This is a genomic window from Alcaligenes sp. NLF5-7, assembly GCF_024266725.1.
In the GTDB taxonomy this organism is placed as follows: Bacteria; Pseudomonadota; Gammaproteobacteria; order Burkholderiales; family Burkholderiaceae_B; genus Alcaligenes; species Alcaligenes phenolicus.
Genome location: NZ_CP100755.1, coordinates 3,412,814 through 3,429,228 on the forward strand (window position 1 = coordinate 3,412,814; position 16,415 = coordinate 3,429,228).

General features: G+C 55.9%; 18 protein-coding genes. 6 read left to right on the forward strand and 12 right to left on the reverse strand.

What is annotated here, in order from left to right; genetic code table 11:
• The first annotated feature begins 96 nt into the window (after nucleotides 1-96).
• Together MID00_RS15695 and MID00_RS15700 are read left to right on the forward strand one after the other, a co-directional pair.
• Nucleotides 97-1,038: a LysR family transcriptional regulator gene (locus tag MID00_RS15695; RefSeq protein WP_021446486.1), complete on the forward strand. Its 942-nt coding sequence runs from the start codon at nucleotides 97-99 to the stop codon at nucleotides 1,036-1,038.
• A complete protein-coding gene (locus MID00_RS15700; RefSeq protein ID WP_009458868.1) occupies nucleotides 1,035-1,793 on the forward strand; it encodes a LamB/YcsF family protein in 759 nt (252 codons plus the stop codon). The genes MID00_RS15695 and MID00_RS15700 overlap by 4 nt, the downstream gene beginning before the upstream one ends.
• On the opposite strand, the gene MID00_RS15705 is transcribed toward MID00_RS15700, so the two are convergent.
• From MID00_RS15705 to MID00_RS15715, 3 genes are all read right to left on the reverse strand, one after another.
• Entirely contained in the window at nucleotides 1,794-1,982 is a 189-nt protein-coding gene (locus tag MID00_RS15705) for a DUF3008 family protein (protein ID WP_009458869.1), read from the reverse strand.
• 120 nt (nucleotides 1,983-2,102) lie between these two features.
• Nucleotides 2,103-3,305, reverse strand: coding sequence for a benzoate/H(+) symporter BenE family transporter (locus MID00_RS15710; RefSeq protein WP_254499039.1), 1,203 nt, complete (start codon nucleotides 3,303-3,305; stop codon nucleotides 2,103-2,105).
• A 28-nt stretch (nucleotides 3,306-3,333) separates the two neighbouring features.
• Nucleotides 3,334-4,098 (reverse strand): helix-turn-helix transcriptional regulator, encoded by a 765-nt coding sequence (locus MID00_RS15715; protein WP_009458871.1) that lies wholly within the window; start codon nucleotides 4,096-4,098, stop codon nucleotides 3,334-3,336.
• Between the two features lie 96 nt (nucleotides 4,099-4,194).
• Here MID00_RS15715 and MID00_RS15720 point away from each other — a divergent pair, with 96 nt between their 5' ends.
• Entirely contained in the window at nucleotides 4,195-5,391 is a 1,197-nt protein-coding gene (locus MID00_RS15720; protein ID WP_031231938.1) for an MFS transporter, read from the forward strand.
• A gap of 209 nt (nucleotides 5,392-5,600) precedes the next feature.
• On the opposite strand, the gene MID00_RS15725 is transcribed toward MID00_RS15720, so the two are convergent.
• A complete protein-coding gene (locus MID00_RS15725; RefSeq protein ID WP_009458878.1) occupies nucleotides 5,601-6,773 on the reverse strand; it encodes an MFS transporter in 1,173 nt (390 codons plus the stop codon).
• A gap of 1,189 nt (nucleotides 6,774-7,962) precedes the next feature.
• Here MID00_RS15725 and MID00_RS15730 point away from each other — a divergent pair.
• Nucleotides 7,963-8,751 (forward strand): deaminated glutathione amidase, encoded by a 789-nt coding sequence (locus MID00_RS15730; RefSeq protein ID WP_254499040.1) that lies wholly within the window; start codon nucleotides 7,963-7,965, stop codon nucleotides 8,749-8,751.
• A gap of 11 nt (nucleotides 8,752-8,762) precedes the next feature.
• On the opposite strand, the gene alkB is transcribed toward MID00_RS15730, so the two are convergent.
• Nucleotides 8,763-9,410, reverse strand: coding sequence for a DNA oxidative demethylase AlkB (gene alkB / locus MID00_RS15735; protein ID WP_254499041.1), 648 nt, complete (start codon nucleotides 9,408-9,410; stop codon nucleotides 8,763-8,765).
• Between the two features lie 79 nt (nucleotides 9,411-9,489).
• Here alkB and MID00_RS15740 point away from each other — a divergent pair, with 79 nt between their 5' ends.
• Complete coding sequence (locus MID00_RS15740; RefSeq protein ID WP_254499042.1) at nucleotides 9,490-10,356, forward strand: pirin family protein; 867 nt, start codon at nucleotides 9,490-9,492, stop codon at nucleotides 10,354-10,356.
• A gap of 6 nt (nucleotides 10,357-10,362) precedes the next feature.
• Here MID00_RS15740 and MID00_RS15745 read toward each other — a convergent pair whose 3' ends face one another.
• From MID00_RS15745 to MID00_RS15760, 4 genes are all read right to left on the reverse strand, one after another.
• Complete coding sequence (locus MID00_RS15745; protein ID WP_254499043.1) at nucleotides 10,363-10,854, reverse strand: OsmC family protein; 492 nt, start codon at nucleotides 10,852-10,854, stop codon at nucleotides 10,363-10,365.
• A gap of 317 nt (nucleotides 10,855-11,171) precedes the next feature.
• Nucleotides 11,172-11,879, reverse strand: a complete 708-nt coding sequence (locus MID00_RS15750) for a glutathione binding-like protein (RefSeq protein ID WP_009458889.1) — start codon at nucleotides 11,877-11,879, stop codon at nucleotides 11,172-11,174.
• Nucleotides 11,880-11,978: 99 nt separating this feature from the next.
• Entirely contained in the window at nucleotides 11,979-12,203 is a 225-nt protein-coding gene (locus tag MID00_RS15755; protein WP_003799391.1) for a DUF3820 family protein, read from the reverse strand.
• Nucleotides 12,204-12,209: 6 nt separating this feature from the next.
• A complete protein-coding gene (locus MID00_RS15760; protein ID WP_254499044.1) occupies nucleotides 12,210-12,872 on the reverse strand; it encodes a dienelactone hydrolase family protein in 663 nt (220 codons plus the stop codon).
• Between the two features lie 146 nt (nucleotides 12,873-13,018).
• Between MID00_RS15760 and MID00_RS15765 the strand changes: the two genes are divergently transcribed.
• On the forward strand, nucleotides 13,019-13,261 hold the full coding sequence (locus MID00_RS15765) for a hypothetical protein (RefSeq protein WP_223254053.1): 243 nt from the start codon (nucleotides 13,019-13,021) through the stop codon (nucleotides 13,259-13,261).
• 100 nt (nucleotides 13,262-13,361) lie between these two features.
• On the opposite strand, the gene MID00_RS15770 is transcribed toward MID00_RS15765, so the two are convergent.
• The 3 genes from MID00_RS15770 to MID00_RS15780 all read right to left on the reverse strand — a co-directional run bounded on the left by MID00_RS15770 (nucleotide 13,362) and on the right by MID00_RS15780 (nucleotide 16,379).
• Nucleotides 13,362-13,904 carry a GNAT family N-acetyltransferase gene (locus MID00_RS15770; protein ID WP_254499045.1) on the reverse strand — a complete coding sequence of 181 codons (543 nt, stop codon included), beginning with the start codon at nucleotides 13,902-13,904 and terminating at the stop codon, nucleotides 13,362-13,364.
• A 325-nt stretch (nucleotides 13,905-14,229) separates the two neighbouring features.
• Nucleotides 14,230-15,360: a TIGR03364 family FAD-dependent oxidoreductase gene (locus tag MID00_RS15775; RefSeq protein WP_035272327.1), complete on the reverse strand. Its 1,131-nt coding sequence runs from the start codon at nucleotides 15,358-15,360 to the stop codon at nucleotides 14,230-14,232.
• Nucleotides 15,360-16,379 (reverse strand): putative 2-aminoethylphosphonate ABC transporter substrate-binding protein, encoded by a 1,020-nt coding sequence (locus MID00_RS15780; RefSeq protein ID WP_035272329.1) that lies wholly within the window; start codon nucleotides 16,377-16,379, stop codon nucleotides 15,360-15,362. The genes MID00_RS15775 and MID00_RS15780 overlap by 1 nt, the downstream gene beginning before the upstream one ends.
• Nucleotides 16,380-16,415 lie beyond the last annotated feature (36 nt).

Genomic DNA, 16,415 nt, shown 5'->3' on the forward strand with positions numbered 1-16,415 from the left:
GGATGCGAACATTTGCTTGGAATGATGTTCACTATATAGGCGTATGAGTGTCTACACCGATCAACGAGGCGGGCCAGCGCTTGTATTATTTAAACCATGCCAAAATTACGAGAACAACTAGACCTGCATTTGCTGCGGGTATTGCAGTCGCTGCTCAAAGAGCACAGCGTCTCGCGTACGGCTATCCGCTTGGGTATGTCCCAGCCAGCCGTTAGCAATGCCTTGCGGCGCTTGCGCGAAATCACGGGCGATCCGATTTTGTTGCGCGGTAAAAAGGGAATGGTGCCTACCGAGCGCGGCCCCTTTTTGCTGGCACATGCCACGGAAGCTCTGCAAGCTATCGAGCGAATTTCTGCCGCGGCAGAGCCTATGGATCCCAGTCAGTCTACCCGCGTTTTCAATCTGGGCGCGCCGGATTATCTGGACGGCGCTTTTATCCCGGATATTGCGGAGCGGGTGCGTCGTCAGGCGCCGCAGGCCCGGCTGGTGGTCCATACCATCAACCCGGATCTGGATTACGTGCAGGCCCTGGAAGAGGGCGAGCTGGACGTGGTGATCGGCAACTGGCTCGAGCCCCCTGAAAAGCTGCACCTGGCGCGTCTGTTTGATGACGAGGTGGTCTGTATGCTGGGCCGCCATCATCCCTTGGCGCAGCGTGGTCTGTCCTTGCAGCACTATCTGGACATGCCGCATCTGGCCCCTTCGGCCCACGTGACGGACAAGCGCGGCTTTATTGACGGTTGCCTGGCCGAGCAGGGCATCAGCCGTCACGTACAGATGGTCGTGCCGTATTTCGGCCTGGTTCCGGGGATTTTGAGTCGCACAGATATGGTGTTCACCACGAACCGCCAGTTTGCCGAGTACTATGCCCGCATTCTGCCAATTACCGTGTTGCCTTGTCCGGTTCATTTTCCGCTGATGCGTTTTTACCAGCTGTGGCATCCGCGCACGCATAATGCGGCAGAACTGCTGTGGTTCAGGCGTTGCATTGCCCAGGCCGCAGGCAGATTGGATGGATTATCAGAGGGAACTCCATGAGCTTGAGTATTGATTTGAATTGCGACATGGGCGAGAGCTTTGGCCCCTGGGTCATGGGCCATGACGAGCAGGTGATTCCGTGGGTGACGTCGGTAAATATCGCCTGTGGCTTTCATGCCGGAGATCCGGGCACCATGCGTCAGACGGTGGCCCTGGCCCTAAAGCATGGTGTGAAGCTGGGCGCACATCCCGGCCTGCCGGATCTGGCTGGTTTTGGTCGCCGGGTGATGGCGGTTACCCCCGAGCAGGTGTATGACATGGTGGTGGTGCAGGTGGGAGCCCTGGCTGCCGTTGCACGCACCCAAGGTGCTGCTTTGCATCACGTCAAGGCACATGGTGCTCTTTACAATATGGCCGCCCGTGATGGGGCCTTGGCAAAAGCCATTGCCCAAGCTGTGGCCGATATTGATCGCAGCCTGATTCTGTATGCGCTGGCAGGCAGTGTGCAAGTGCAGGCCGGTCGTGATGCGGGTTTGACGGTGGCTCAAGAGGTGTTTGCCGATCGCAGCTATCAGGACGATGGCAGCCTGACCCCTCGTCAGCAAGCTGGCGCCATGATTACCAATGCCGATCAGTCCGTACAGCAAGTGATGCAGATGATAGAGCAAGGCACCGTTACCAGTCTGTCGGGTAAAACGGTGCCTTTGTCTGCTGATACCTTGTGCCTGCATGGGGATCAGGCGGGGGCGGCCGAATTTGCGCAGCGTTTGCATCAAGCCTTCGAGCAAAGCGGCGTGCGCGTTCAGGCTGTCTGATTACTCCTTGTGTTCAGGCAGGTTGCGGCGCGCGGTATCGGTGCTGGCCAGTTCTTCCAGCTCCTTGGTACTCATGGTGTTGTACATTTCCAGCGATGCCCCTTTCAGACTGGCTACCGGAGTTTCTCCGCGTTTGGCGGACAAGGCTGCACCGGCAGCTTTTTGTTGGGCTTGAGATAAAGCAGGCATGAAGCACCTCCGTTAAAGAAAAGTGGTCACGCCTTTAGTGTGCCAAATGAAAAAGACGGCAAAGCAAGCAAATGTGAGGCTTGTTTGCCGTCTTGAACAGACGCCGGGGGGATGACCGGATCAGGATACTTTTCGTTTCTGAATCAGATACATAGCCATACCAAAAACCAGACCCCAGAAGGCGCTGCCGATATTGAGCAGACTCATGCCTGACGCAGTGGTCAGAAAGGTGACCAGGGCGGCGTCACGGGTGTCCGGGGCTTCCAGCGCCATGTGGATGCTATTGCCTATGGTACCCAGCAAGGCCAGACCGGCAATGGCCGCAATCAGTTCGGTTGGGAAGGCGGCAAACAGGCTGACCACGGTGGCACCAAAGATACCGGCGGCAAAATAGAAAATCCCGGCCCAGACACTGGCGCGATAACGCTGACGCGGGTCCGCATCCACTTCGGGAGTCATGCACAGGGCGGCGCTAATGGCGGCCAGATTGTAGGCGTAGCCACCGAAGGGGCCAAAGATCAGGCCCACAATCCCGGTCCAGCTAATGACGGGGGAGTTGGGCGCATCGTAGTTATGCGCCTTCAATACAGCCACGCCCGGAATGTTCTGCGAGCTCATGGTGACGATGAAAAAGGGAATGCCCACACCAATGAGTGCCGTCCAGGAAAACTCGGGCCAGACCAGCACCGGCGTGGCGGGAGTCCAGCTCAGAATTTCCATTTTCAGCAAACCTTGCAGGGCAGCAATCGTGACACCGGCCACCAATGCCAGCGGCACGGCGTAGCGAGGCGACCATTGGCGCACCACCAGAAACACAATGAACATGCTCAGGCACAGCAGCCATTGGGTTTGCATGGCACCAAACAGGTCCAGGCCAAAGCGCAGCAAGATGCCGCCCAGCATGGCACCGGCAATGCTGCGCGGCATGTACTGCATCAACTTCTGAAAGCTGCCGCTAAGACCGCAAATGGTGGTCAGCAGGGACGAAAACAGGAAAATGCCCACGGCCTGGGACATGGGCAGGCCCACCAGACCCGTGGCCAGCAGCGCTGCGCCAGGTGTGGACCAGGCAGTCAGAATTGGAATCTTGTAGCGCAGCGACAGACCTGCCGACAGCAGGCCCAGACCAATACCCAAAGACCACATCCAGGAGCCCAGCTCGGCGGTGTTGGCACCGGCCGCTTGAGCGGCCTGAAAAACAATGGCAGCAGAACTTGTGTAGCCCACCAGCACGGCAATCAGCCCCGCCGACATGTGAGAAATCTGGAACCAACTCAACAAGCGCTGCAGATATCCGGGGCGGGACAGGTGTGTGGAAGACATGGATGCGTGTGGTGAGGGTAGTAGGGACTTAAGAAGAATGGGTTTGGCTCAAGTAACGGCTGGGGGTTTCGCCCAAAATAGATTTGAAAACGGTAATAAAGGCACTGATCGAGGTGTAACCCAATTCCCTGGCCGTGCTCTTTACGGACATTCCCGAACCCAGTTTTTGCAGGGCCAGCATAATCATGAATTGTTGCCGCCAGCGCCCGAAGCTCATCCCTGTGTGTTTTAGCATATGTCGGGCCAGGGTGCGCTCACTCATGGCCAGTTCTTTTGCCCAGTCGGCCATCGTAGGGCGCGAGTCGGGCTGTTGCAGCATATGTTGCGCAATCGTCTGCAAAACTTTGTCCTCGGGCACCGGTACATGCAGCTGCCGGGTGGGCATTTGATTCAAGGTTTCCAGCAGCACCAGTGCCAGACGGTGCGTCTGGCTGCCCGGCTCGTAATGGGGATTCAGATCACTTAAATGAATGATCATCTCGCGCACCATGGGGCTCAGGTCCAGGGTGCTGCAGTGATCGGGCAGTTCATCCAGGCCGGGCTGTATGTACAGGAAATGAATCAGGGCCTGATCGTCGGCGCGGGCACGGTGACGGATACCCACCGGCACCCAGACGGCGCACAGCGGCGGCACCATCCAGTAGCCCTGGTCGGTTTGCAGGGTGACGGAGCCATATTGCGTCATGATCAGCTGTCCATTGGGATGGGTATGCAATGGATTTTCAGTATTGCTGCCCATCGCCATCTTGATGCTGAAAATAGGCCCGCCCTGCGGATTGGAGCTAAAACTCATGCTTTGTCTGGTTTGAGGTATAAGTTGTCATAATATCCTGTTTGCGTCGGCATCGAAACAGGATAGAGTAGGGTTTTCACCTACTGGCTACACTTCATGTCCCTCTCTCGACTCTCCTGGCTCTCCCACCCCTTACTGGTGTTGATTGGCGTCTTGCTGATTGCCGGCAATCTGCGAGCCCCGATCACGGGTATCGCCCCCTTGCTGGAGCTGATCCAGGCAGATCTGTCTCTGTCGTCCACGCAGGCTGGCTTGCTGACCGCCATGCCCTTGTTCATTTTTGCGGTGATCTCCCTGCTGGCCGCCTCCATGGCGCGGGTGGTGGGCTTGTCCCGTTCCTTGTTTATTGCTTCCGTACTGATTGCGGTAGGTGTGGTGGTACGTATCCTGGGCGGCACGATAGAGCTGTTTGCCGGTATCGGTTTGCTGGCTATCGGGATTGCCTTGGGTAATGTACTGTTGCCTTCTCTGGTGAAACGCCATTTCCCCATGCGTATCAGTTTTGTGACGTCGCTGTACGTTTTGTTCATGGGTCTGGTCGCGGCGTTCAACTCCGCGATGGCGGTCCCGATGGCGGAGTGGACAGGCCAAAGCTGGCGCTGGTCGTCCCTGATGGTGGTCGGTGTGATGGCATTGGCTAGCGTAGTTGTATGGGCTACCCAGTTGGGAGCGGATCGACGTGCGGCACAAAATACGCCCACTGGCGCGGCAACCAGTTCTTCGGTGTGGCGTTTACCCCTGGCCTGGCATATCACCCTGTACATGGGTTTGAACTCGGTGGCTTACTACATGATTGCCAGCTGGTTGCCTGTGATGCTGGTGAACTATGGCTTTGAGCCGGATCATGCGGGCCAGATTCATGGTTTGATGCAGTTGGCTACCGCCGTACCGGCCTTGCTGCTGATGCCCGTGTTGAGCCGTGTGCACGACCAGCGTGGGGTGGCCTTGGCGGGTGCCTTGTTGCAGACCCTGACCTTTGTGGGCTTTCTGGTCTTGCCGTCCTGGTCCTTGCTGTGGGCGGTGCTGTTTGGCTTTGGTAGTGGCAGTGTTTTCCTGATTGCCTTGGCCTTGATTGGGGTACGTTCTACGTCTACTTCGCAGGCGGCGTCCCTGTCGGGTATGGCGCAGTGCATGGGCTATTTGCTGGCCGCGTTTGGGCCTCCCGCCATGGGCGGTTTGCATGACCTGTTCAATAGCTGGGGCTGGGCCTTGGGCTTGTGCATTCTGGTCAGCTTTGGAATGGGCTACGCCGGTTGGTTGGCGGCTCGCCCCGCAGCAGCAAGCAAAGCCTGAGCTGAATTGCTGAAAGCCAGGTAGTCGGACCTTCGAGAGAGGGCCAAACGAAAGCGGCCTGTAATTGAAATACCCTTAGGGGCATCCAATTACAGGCCGTTTTGTTTTTTGGGTTACTAGAGTTCAGTTTTGCAAAGGCTATTCCTGTGTTCAGCTTCTGTCGCCTACGACAAAATTGCCTGCTCCGAGTCACCCGCTCTGAGGTCTGACTATTCTTTAATGCGCAGCGAAATGGTGTGCAAGGCCAGGCCACCCAAGGCCAGCAAGGCACCTACCCAGGCGGTCGAAGTCCAGCCCCAGCCAGCGGCAATCGTCAAACCACCCAACCATGCACCTAGCGCATTGGCCATATTGAAAGCCGAGTGATTCAGCGCAGCCGCCAGTGTTTGGGCATCACCTGCCACGTCCATCAGGCGAATCTGCAAAGCGGGGCCCAAGGCCACCAGGGTGCCAATCAGCATGATGTTCAAGGGGCCAAGGATTGGATGGTGGGCCGTGATCATGAACAGCAAGAGCACGCCGGTAGCCCAGATCAGAACCAGGCGAATGCTGCGATCCAGGTAGCGGTCCGCATAACGGGCGCCCAGTAAATTGCCCAGCACCATGCCAACGCCAAACAAGGCCAGCACGACAGGGATGGCGCTGACCGACAGGCCCGCCAGTTCCATCAAGGTGGATTTTACGTAGCTGAACACCGAGAACATGCCACCAAAACCAATTGCGCCTATGCCCAGCGTCAACCAGACTTGCTTGCGCTTCAGGGCCCCCAGTTCGCGCAAAGGGCTGGCCAGCGTGTTGGCGGGAATGAAAGGCACAAAGCGCAGTACCAGCCCCATGGTCAGCAAGGCGATCAGGCTGACGAAGGTAAAGGCCGCCTGCCAGCTCAGCCATTGTCCCAAGGTGGTGGCAATGGGCACACCCAATAAGGTAGCGACTGTCAGACCCAGCATGACGTAGGCCACGGCCTGTGCGCGGCGATGCGGCGGCACCAGGCGAGCGGCTACCAGGGCGGCAACACCAAAGTAGGTGCCATGCGGAAAGCCGGCCAGAAAGCGGGTGATCAACACGGTTTCATAGCTGGGGGCGATCACGGTCAGGAAATTGCCCACGGCATAAGCGCCCATCAAGGCTATTAACAGACGACGCCAGGGCCAGCGTGCGCCCAGTACGGCCAGTACCGGAGCGCCGATCACCACGCCTAAAGCGTAAGCGCTGATCAAGTGGCCTGCGGTGGGAATATCGATACCCAGATCCTGGGCCACATCGGGTAGCAAACCCATGATGACAAATTCGCCGGTGCCGATGGAAAAACCGCCCACAGCCAAGGCCAGAATGGCCAGTAAAACCTGGCGGGGGGATAAGGAAGAGTGCGAAGAAGACAAGATAAACGCCTGAGAATCAAGAAGGGCAGTGTGTCCAACCCGTAAGAGGCCTTATTGTCGCGCAGTCATGGGGCAAGGCTCAAGATTTCTAAGGACGGAATAGGGTCATGTAACTGTAGGGAATTGAAGATCTTTTTAAGTTTTTAATTCTTATTACGTCCTAGCACAAATTAATTTATCAAGCTATAGCGTCAGCCCTAAACAACGTATGCAGATTTTTTTTAGTTTTTTATATAGAATCACGGTATTGGGTGTTTTGTATCCAATCATTTTCCTGTGGTAGCTTTCCCCTGATTTTGCAAGAAATCGGGGGTTTTTTTTATTCTGATTATTTTGGATTTCAATCATTAGTGCATTGAAAGTCCAATGCCAAAGCGGCTGGTCCGCTTGACAGGTGGGCATGTCAGACGAAGTGGCGTCGCAAGGATAATTCATGAATGGGCCAGTGCTGGTTTGCACTTGGCCCATTATTTTTAGCTCGATTTTATCCAGATTTGATTCATTTTTATTTAATCGCGTTTTATCGATTCTAATTATGTCCGGTCATATTTGGGTTGGAGATTTGCCCTCGAAAATTCTGGATGGGTGCAGAGATGCTTGTCAGAGTTAAGAACGTCTTTTTGTGCCGTCTATGAGATTTTGTCCGGCTTAATAAAAGAATCAATTTTGCCGATTTGCATAATGTTTATGGTATTGCAAATATAAGAGTTATTTATATCTCATTATCATATATCTGCTGATTAAAGCCGATCTTGAGAACTGAGCTCAATTGAGTTTCACGCTTATGAAGATAAATGGAATTGAACTGTACGGACGAAATAGAGCGTTCAAATTGATCGTGTTGATGTTTGGGTTTGTCACTATGCGCACGACACTTTGTTTCAGGGCCTGATCGCTTAATTGACCTGCTAGCTGAGTAGAAATATTCTTTGATATGACCCGAATGTTTAGTGTGGTTAAACGCATTCAGGGTATTGACCTGATAAAAATTTATTTTTAATTGCAGTTTGTGTCCGAATTTTTACATGATGGGAAGTGGAAAAATATGACGCTGATCTGTTGGGGCTGAACGACGGGGATGGTTTGACATTTGACCATCTGGTGTTCAGTTTTTCTCCCTTGTTCGCTGGCTGGTCTGGGCGGGCGGCTGCGTTAGAATCACTTAGGCAGCACCGTAAAGGAGGTGGTCATGAAAGTTGCATTGGGCCAGATGGCCGTATCCAAAGATTCGCAGGAAAACCTGAGCGCTTGCCTAGGTTTGATCGAACAAGCCTTGCGCTCCGGCGCGCAGTTACTGGTTTTGCCTGAGGGTGTGCTGGCCAGAAATGTGGCCGACCCTGAAGTGGTCCTGAAATCCGCACAAGCCCTGGATGGGGAGTTTGTCAGCCGACTGTGCGCTGCCACTCGTGATACTGATTTAACTGTGGTGTTCTGTATTCATACCCCAGCCGGAGAAGGCAAGGTTTGGAACACCTTGGTGGTGCTGCGCGATGGCCAGGTACTGGCGCATTACAACAAGCTTCATTTGTACGATGCCTTCTCGGTACAAGAATCACGCCATGTACAGCCAGGTACAGAAATCCCCGCCTTGATTGATGTGGCCGGTTTCAAAGTAGGTTTGATGACTTGCTACGACCTGCGCTTTCCTGAGCTGGCCCGACGCTTGTGCGTGGACGGGGCCCAAGTCTTGCTGGCGCCGTCGGCCTGGCTGAAAGGACCCTTGAAGGAACACCACTGGCGTGTGCTGACGACGGCTCGCGCTTTGGAAAATACGGCCTATATGGTGGCCGTCGGTGAGTGTGGTGAACGCAATATTGGCCAAAGCCTGGTGGTGGATCCCTTGGGTGTGATCGTGGCCCAGGCGGCAGAAACTCCCACATTGCTTTTGGTTGATCTGGATCGGGAGCGTTTGGCGTATGCCCGCCGCATTTTGCCCGTACTGGAAAACCGTCGCTTTGCTCCGCCCGAACTGGGCTGATCTAGCGGGATTCAGCCTGCTTTTCTGAATGTCAGATTGACCCGGCCTGTGCCCCATACCGGATGGTCCGGGCCCTCCAGTCTGCGTACCCCATGGAAATTCAATCTGGATGGCCCCCACCAGACCAGCACATCACCATCGCGCAGTCGCAGGGTACGCACCGGGTCGCTGCGTTTTGCGCCGCCCCATAAAAACAAGGCCTCACGCCCCAGGGAGACCGAGACAATCGGATGCTGCAAGTCGCGCTCGTTTCTATCCTGATGCAAGGACATATGCGCCTGCTCGTCGTAGTAATTGATCAGACAGGTATCGGGTTGAAAAGGGCCCTGGCCCGACTCCTGGGCAATGCGCGTTAATAGTTCCTTGAATATGGCCGGCATGGCGGGCCAGGCCAAACCGCTTTGCGGGTCTGTGGGGCTGTAACGGTAGCCGTGTTCGTCCGATATCCATCCCAGGTCGCCACAACTGCTTTGTGCGGCCGACATACGATGCCCTGAGGGAACCTGCATATGCCGCCAAGGAACGCTGTGCACCAGTTCTTGAACCGCCTGTGCCAAGCTGGCGGCATAGGGCAGGGCCAGCCCCGGAAGGGCGATCAGGCCGGTATCCAGAGTCAGGGCCTTGCCGGGAACGGGATCAAACAGGGAGAGCGTGGACATGCGCGATAGGGCGAATAAAGCAGTGACCAGAGTATAGTAATCGGGATTGTATTTTTGCGACTTCCCAGTAGAGGTGTCTATGGTCGAGCTGCTGATTCCACAACGTCAACACAGCATTGGTGCATTTGAAGTGGGGCGCGTTCTGCCCTTTCGCCAACGGCGTATGGTGGGGCCTTTTATCTTCTTTGATCGTATGGGGCCACAAGAGCTGACGGCACCTGTAGGGACAGAAAACGATGTGCTGCCACACCCGCATATTGGCCTGTCTACCGTCACCTATTTATTTGAAGGTGCCATGACACACCGTGACAGCCTGGGCGTGGAACAAGAGATTACGCCCGGCGCCTTGAACTGGATGAGCGCTGGTTCAGGCATCAGCCATTCCGAGCGCTTTGAGCCCATGCGTACCCAAGGTGGCCGTATGGATGGCATTCAGGCCTGGGTGGCTTTGCCGGAACATAAAGAAGAGCAAAACCCCGATTTTGTGCATTACGAGGCCGAACAACTGCCTTTGATTCAGGACACGGGCCTGGAAGGTCGCCTGATAGCCGGATCGGCGTTGGGCCTGTGCAGCCCTGCCAGTGTGGCCTCACCCTTGTTCTATATGGAACTACGCGTACAAGCGGGCCAGTCTGTCCCCTTGCCAACCGGCCATGAAGAGCGCGCCATTTATATCTGTACGGGCGCGCTGGAGGTAGACGCTCAACGCTATCGAGCCGGTCAGATGCTGGTCTTTGCCAATGGCGACAGCCCTCGCATCCTTGCCGAGCAAAACAGCCATTTGATGCTGCTGGGCGGCGAGCCCTTGGGACCACGCCATATCTGGTGGAACTTTGTGTCCTCGCGCAAGGACCGTATCGAGCAGGCCAAGGATGATTGGCTCAATGGTCGCATCAGTCTGCCACCACTGGACGATGGGCAGTTCATCCCTTTACCTGCGGTGTAATGCTCTTTACGTCGATGGTGGAGGTGTTTGACCTTGCACGTGGACCGTGACCTCATGGTGAATCGGAGTGTTGATGGAGCGGGCAATAAAGCAGTATTCACCTACGCGATCGTGAAGCGATTTGGACAAGGCAAGGTCGCTGTCCGGTGTGATCGTGACGAAGGGGCGCAAGGTAACACTCTCGAATTGCCCAGCCCCGTTGGCCTCTTCAGTCATGATGCCGGTAGGGTGGTCTTCATAGGCCGTGACCACAATGCCGGCTTCTGCCGCTATTCCCAAGTACCAAAGCATATGACACTGAGCAATCGATGCCAGGAAAAGCTGCTCTGGGTTCCAGCGGGCTGGGTCGCCTCGAAAGGCAGGGTCTGAGGAGGCAGCAATGGTCTCCAGGCCAACTGCCATCACGTCGTGGTTACGTGAGTAGGAGCGAAGGGTGCGGGTGCCGCTTCCGGTGTTGCCGGTCCAACTGATCAACAGTTCATAGTGGTGCGTTTTCATAGCTCTGCTCAGGCAAAGTGGCAAGGAGCAAAAAGAGTAGCAGCGGGGGGGCAATCGTAGATACAAAAAAAAGCCCTGGAAAGAATCCAGGGCTTTGAAGGCTTGCTCATCAGGCTGGTGGATTTGCCTGTATCCGCTCTATGAGCAGACTGGTTTTTTGATTGATGAGCAAGCCGGGCAAACGGAATAGTACCGCTTGCGCAGAATGTTTAGGAGGCCAATTGTACGGACTGGCGTCAAGCGAAACAAAAAAGACCAGTTTGATAGCAGGGCTATTGCAAATTGGCTTATAAACATTGATTGGCGCTGCTTATCCATCAATCACGGGCAGGAATGTTCAAGCCGCGTTGTACTGCCGGGCGGGCCTGAAACTGGGCCAGAACACGGGCCACATTCTTGAACTGCTCGTACTCCACCAGCTCGCCTGCGCCGTAAAAACCGATCAGGTTGGCAATCCAGGGGAACAGGGCAATATCGGCGATGGAGTAGCTGTTGCCCACCATCCAGTCCTTGCCATCCAGATGCTTGTCGATCACGCCCAGCAGGCGCTTGGATTCGTTGACATAGCGGTCGCGGGGGCGCTTGTCTTCAAAGTCCTTGCCAGCAAATTTGTGGAAGAAGCCCAGTTGACCAAACATGGGGCCTACGCCACCCATCTGGAACATCAGCCATTGCAGGGTTTCATAGCGTTGGGCCGGGTCTGCAGAGAGCAACTGGCCGGTTTTTTCTGCCAGGTAGATCAGGATGGCACCGGACTCGAACAAGGCCAGCGGTTTATTGCCGGGGCCATTGGGGTCCAGAATTGCCGGGATCTTGTTGTTGCTGCTGAGCGAAATAAATTCCGGGCTGAGCTGATCGTTGCGCTCAAAGCTGACCAGATGTGGCTCGTAAGGCAGGCCAATTTCTTCCAGCATGATGGATACCTTGACGCCGTTGGGAGTGGGCAAGGAATACAGTTGCAGGCGTTCGGGGTGCTGGGCCGGCCATTTGCCGGTGATGGGGAATGCGGAGAGATCGATTGTCATGACGTCCTTCACAATGGGGTGTAGAGGAATTCTTGATAGTAGCAAGCTGTACGGTGACGTACCGTCGCAGCCCGCTCCCCAGTAAGGTATTTGTTCCTCTTAGCGGCTGCGCGGGCGCAAGGGGTCCAGCAAGGATTTCAGGCCATTGTGATCCAGCTCGTGCATCAGGGCCAGTAGCTGCCCTAGCCGCCCGGAAGGAAAGCCTTCACGGGCAAACCAGTTCAGATAATGTCCCGGCAGGTCGGCCAGCAAGCGACCTTTGTATTTGCCGTAAGGCATGGTGGTATTTAACAGGGCAAGCAGGTCGTCGCTGGATTCAAGCATGGGGGCTTAACGTAGATGGTCGGCAAAGAAAGCTAGTGTACGTTCCTGAGCCAGTTTGTAGGACGCTTCGTGAAAATCGGGGCGATGATCGCAGCCAAAACCATGCCCGGCAGGTTCGTACACGTAAATGGCCACATCCTTTTGCGCGTCTTTAATGGTCTGAATGGCGCTGGCAGGGATGGAGTGATCCTGGGCACCAAAATGCATTTGAACTGGAATCCTGGGCTGTTCCTGGGCGTTCTGGGCAATTTGCGAACCATACCAGCAACTGGCGGCTTTCAGGCCTTGCAAGCGGCAGGCGGCCAGCCAGCTCAAGGAGCCACCCCAGCAATAGCCGACAATACCAATCTTGCGCGAACCCAAGGCGTCCACGCAGGCCTGAATATCCAGCAGGGTCTTATCAAGCGCAATGCCGTTGCGCAGTGCCAGACCTGCTTGCATGTCCTCGGCGGTATAGCCCAGCTCTACATTTTTCTCTTGCCGGTCGAACAGGGCGGGAGACAGGACACGGTAGCCTTGCTCGGCAAAGCGTTCGCAGGTGTTGCGTATGTGTTGATTGACACCAAAAATTTCCTGCAACACGATCAAGCCGCGTTCGGCCTGTTCATCGCCTGCGACATAGGCTTCGAAACGGTGCTGGTCTGCGCTGGTCAAGCTAAGCGTACTCATGGCGTGTCCTTTAGCTGTAAAACAGTAATTCTCTCTTATAACAGTCGCCCGTACTGGGAGGCCAGCCTCAGGACGTTTACAATCCACCCAGAACGGCGGGGGTGTCTGGCTCTCGCCCAAGCCCCTCCTACTTCAATGGAATAATGATGCGTGACGTGCTAATGGACAGTCTGTTCTGGACGATTGTGATGCCCTGGTTCTTGTTTTTAGGGCTATTTCTTGTTCCCAAGAAACCTTCCTGGTTGCGAAACTACGCCTTTCCCGGCGTGTTTATTGCAGTAGGTTTGGGTCTGGTGGCTGGGGTGGCAGTCGGTGTGGGCATTTTCAGCATCGTGCTGGGCCTGATCGCCTTTGCCGTGTGCTACGAAAAGCCGAAAGCCAGCGCCTGAGTCAGGAGCAAACGGTTTGATGAAAAACCATCGCGGCGTGCTGCCTGCGATGGTTTTTTTTGTCGCCGGGCCGCCCCAAGGCGTAGCGTGGAGGGGGGCTTCAGCCGTCGACTGGCTCGGCAGGCGTATCCAGCGTCAGCAAGTAAAAGGCGACATCCAGCCAGCGGCCAAATTTGAACCCCACTTCCTTGAAGGTGCCCGCATGGGTGAAGCCCAGGCTTTTATGCAGATGGATACTGCCCGCATTGCTGGCATCAATACAGCCTACCAGGGTATGCACATTGGCCAGACGGGCACGCGTGATCAGCTCTTGCATCAGAATCTTGCCCAGCCCTTTGCTGCGGTGCTCCGGGTGCACATAGACACTGTGTTCCATGGTGTATTTGTAGGCGGGAAAGGCGCGGAAGGTGCCCCAACTGGCAAAGCCCATCAACGTTCCTGCATCGTCAATGACGCCGACCACGGGAAAGCCGTTGGCGCGTTTGGTGGCAAACCAGCTCACCATGGCTTCGGGCGGGCGTGGCACATAGTCGTATAGCGCGGTGGAGTTCACGATGGCGTCGTTCAGAATCGCCAAAATAGCGGCTGCATGCTGCTCTTCATTGCAGTCTATAAAACGCAAGCCGCTTTCGCTGTCTTTCATTGATCCTTTCCTGTCAGGGGGAAGACCAGGGCTTCGTCGCCAATCGCGACGAAGTACTTGGCGGTCCGGGTGTATGGATGGCTACAGCTCAAGGGCGCTCGCTCTGGCCTATCGTGTGGCGTATTTTATTCCACTCTATTGGGTTTCTCATGGGAAATTCCCATTAAGAAAATGTCGTGATTCCCCCTGGTTTGAGGCCCTGGATTCTGGCATCCAGACCTACGCCTCAGGAAAAGAAAAACGCGCAGCCTGGGCTGCGCGTTTTTTGCACTCTTGCTGTCTAGGTCAAGGCTGATCTGCTTGCCTACGCACCCATGTCCAGCAATCAATCGTAGCGAGCGGCGATATTGCGTTCACCAATGGCCAGACCCGTGGTCATCCCCAAGCCCGTGTGCATGACCGTCACTTGCGTACTGCCATCGGCCTGCAAGACAGAAAATGGAGCCGGGCCCTTTGCACCGTATACCCCTTGCCAGCGTTGCAGCACCTGCACCGGGCAACCCAGCACGGTTTCTGCCAGAGCCAGCAAGTACTGGTCTGTTTCTTCCTGGTTGAAGGGGCTGGCTTGCTGGCCGTAGTCGTGCGAGTCACCAATAATCAGATCCCCGTCCGGGGTGGGGCTAATCAGCAAATGAATGCCTTGATCCAGCAGGACGCCATGACGTTGCTGTACTTGCTCGCGCAGTGTGTCTGCCAAAGGCAGATCGCTAAAGGCACCATAGTGCAGGCAGGACAAACCTGTCAGCAAAGGTCGGTCCAATGCCCAGCCTGCGTCCTGTGCACGCACTTTCAGCATTTGCAGACGTGTCACCGACGGTTTGACGGTATCGAGCAGTTCGCGATGCAGACTGCTGTAGTCGTGACCGGGGCACACAAAAATGCTGTTGGCGGTGAAGTTGCCCACGCTGCTGTGTACCTGCCCCTCTTGAGCATAGTGCACATGCGCTTGGGTATACACATCCACGCCCATGGTTTGCAGGCTGCTGGTAATGGCGGGCAGGGCGTCGCGCGAGTAGATCTGCAAATCATCCAGACCTTGCAGCGCGCCGTGGTGATGCCCCAGACGGCCTTCAAAGAGTGTCGCCAGTTCCTTGCCGCTGAGCATCTGGCAGGCCACGCCTTCGTCCTTGGCACGGCCTTGGGCAAAGTCTTCCAGCAGTTCCAGTTCCAGGTGATTGCGTGCCAGGACCAGCGAGCCATTGCTGCGCACATGAAAGCCCGCTTGTGCCGCCAGATCCAGCCACAGACCTCGGCTTTGGCGTGCCAGTTCCATCATGATGCCCGGCGCCTGACCGGTCACCAGTACCTGACCAAAATTACGTATGGTGGCGCCTTGGGCCTGGTGGCTGCGCTCGAGCACAGCCACGCTAAGCTTGCGGCGGGCAGCCGCCCAGGCATGTGCCATGCCCAGGATGCCGCCCCCCACCACGATGACATCGTAGTGTTGTGTGCTCATTACTTCTTGGCTTCCGATTTACCGTCGTAACGTTTGGTCCACTCTTCGATGATGCGCTCGCGGTTTTCAGCGGCCCAGACGAAGTTGTTGTCAATCAGACGCTGGTTCAGGTCTGCTGGCAGGTGCGGGTTGGCCGTGGCGATAGAAGGGATGGCCAGCACGGCAAAGTTGGTCTTGTACAAGTGGTTGGCTTCTTCGCTGGCGGAGAAGTCAGCCAGTTTCTGCGCGGCTTCCAGGTTCTTGGTGCCTTTCATGATGGCAGCGGCTTCAATTTCCCAGCCCAGGCCTTCTTTGGGGAACACCAGTTCCAGCGGAGCGCCTTCTTCTTTCAGACGAGCGCCACGGTAGTCAAAGGACACGCCAATCGTGTATTCGCCAGCGGCAGCCATATTGCAAGGCTTGGAGCCGGAGTGGGTGTAGGCACCGATGTTCTTGTGCAGACCGTCCATGAAGGTCCAGCCTTTTTCTTCACCAAACAGTTGCAGCCAGGCGCTTACGTCCAGAAAGCCGGTGCCCGAAGAAGCGGGATTTGGCATGACGATCTTGCCAGCGTACTCGGGCTTGGTCAGATCCTCCCAGGACGTGGGCATGGGCAGCTTGTTCTTTTCCAGCTCAACGGTGTTCACGCACAGGGCGGCGGCAAAACCGTCCATGCCAACCCAGCTGGGTGGGTTGTTTTGATCGCGCATTTTGGCGTCGATCTTGTCCAGACCCTGCGGGGCGTAAGGCTGCAGCATGTTCTGGCTGGCCATCAAGCCCAGCGAGGAGCCGGCCAGACCCCAGACAGCGTCAGCCTTGGGGTTGTTCTTTTCAGCCAGCAGTTTGGCGGTAATGATGCCAGTGGAGTCACGCACCCACTGGATCTTGATATCGGGGTTCTTTTTCTCGAAAGCAGCCTGGTAAGCCTTGAGCTGATCGGCTTCCAGCGCGGTGTAGACGGTCAGGGTCGTAGCGGCTTGAGCCAGGGAAGCGGCGCCCATCAAAGCGGCAGCCAAGGAGCTCAGAACAATGGTTTTCATGGAGAAGTGTCCTTGTGACAGCAAAAGGGGGGTGGG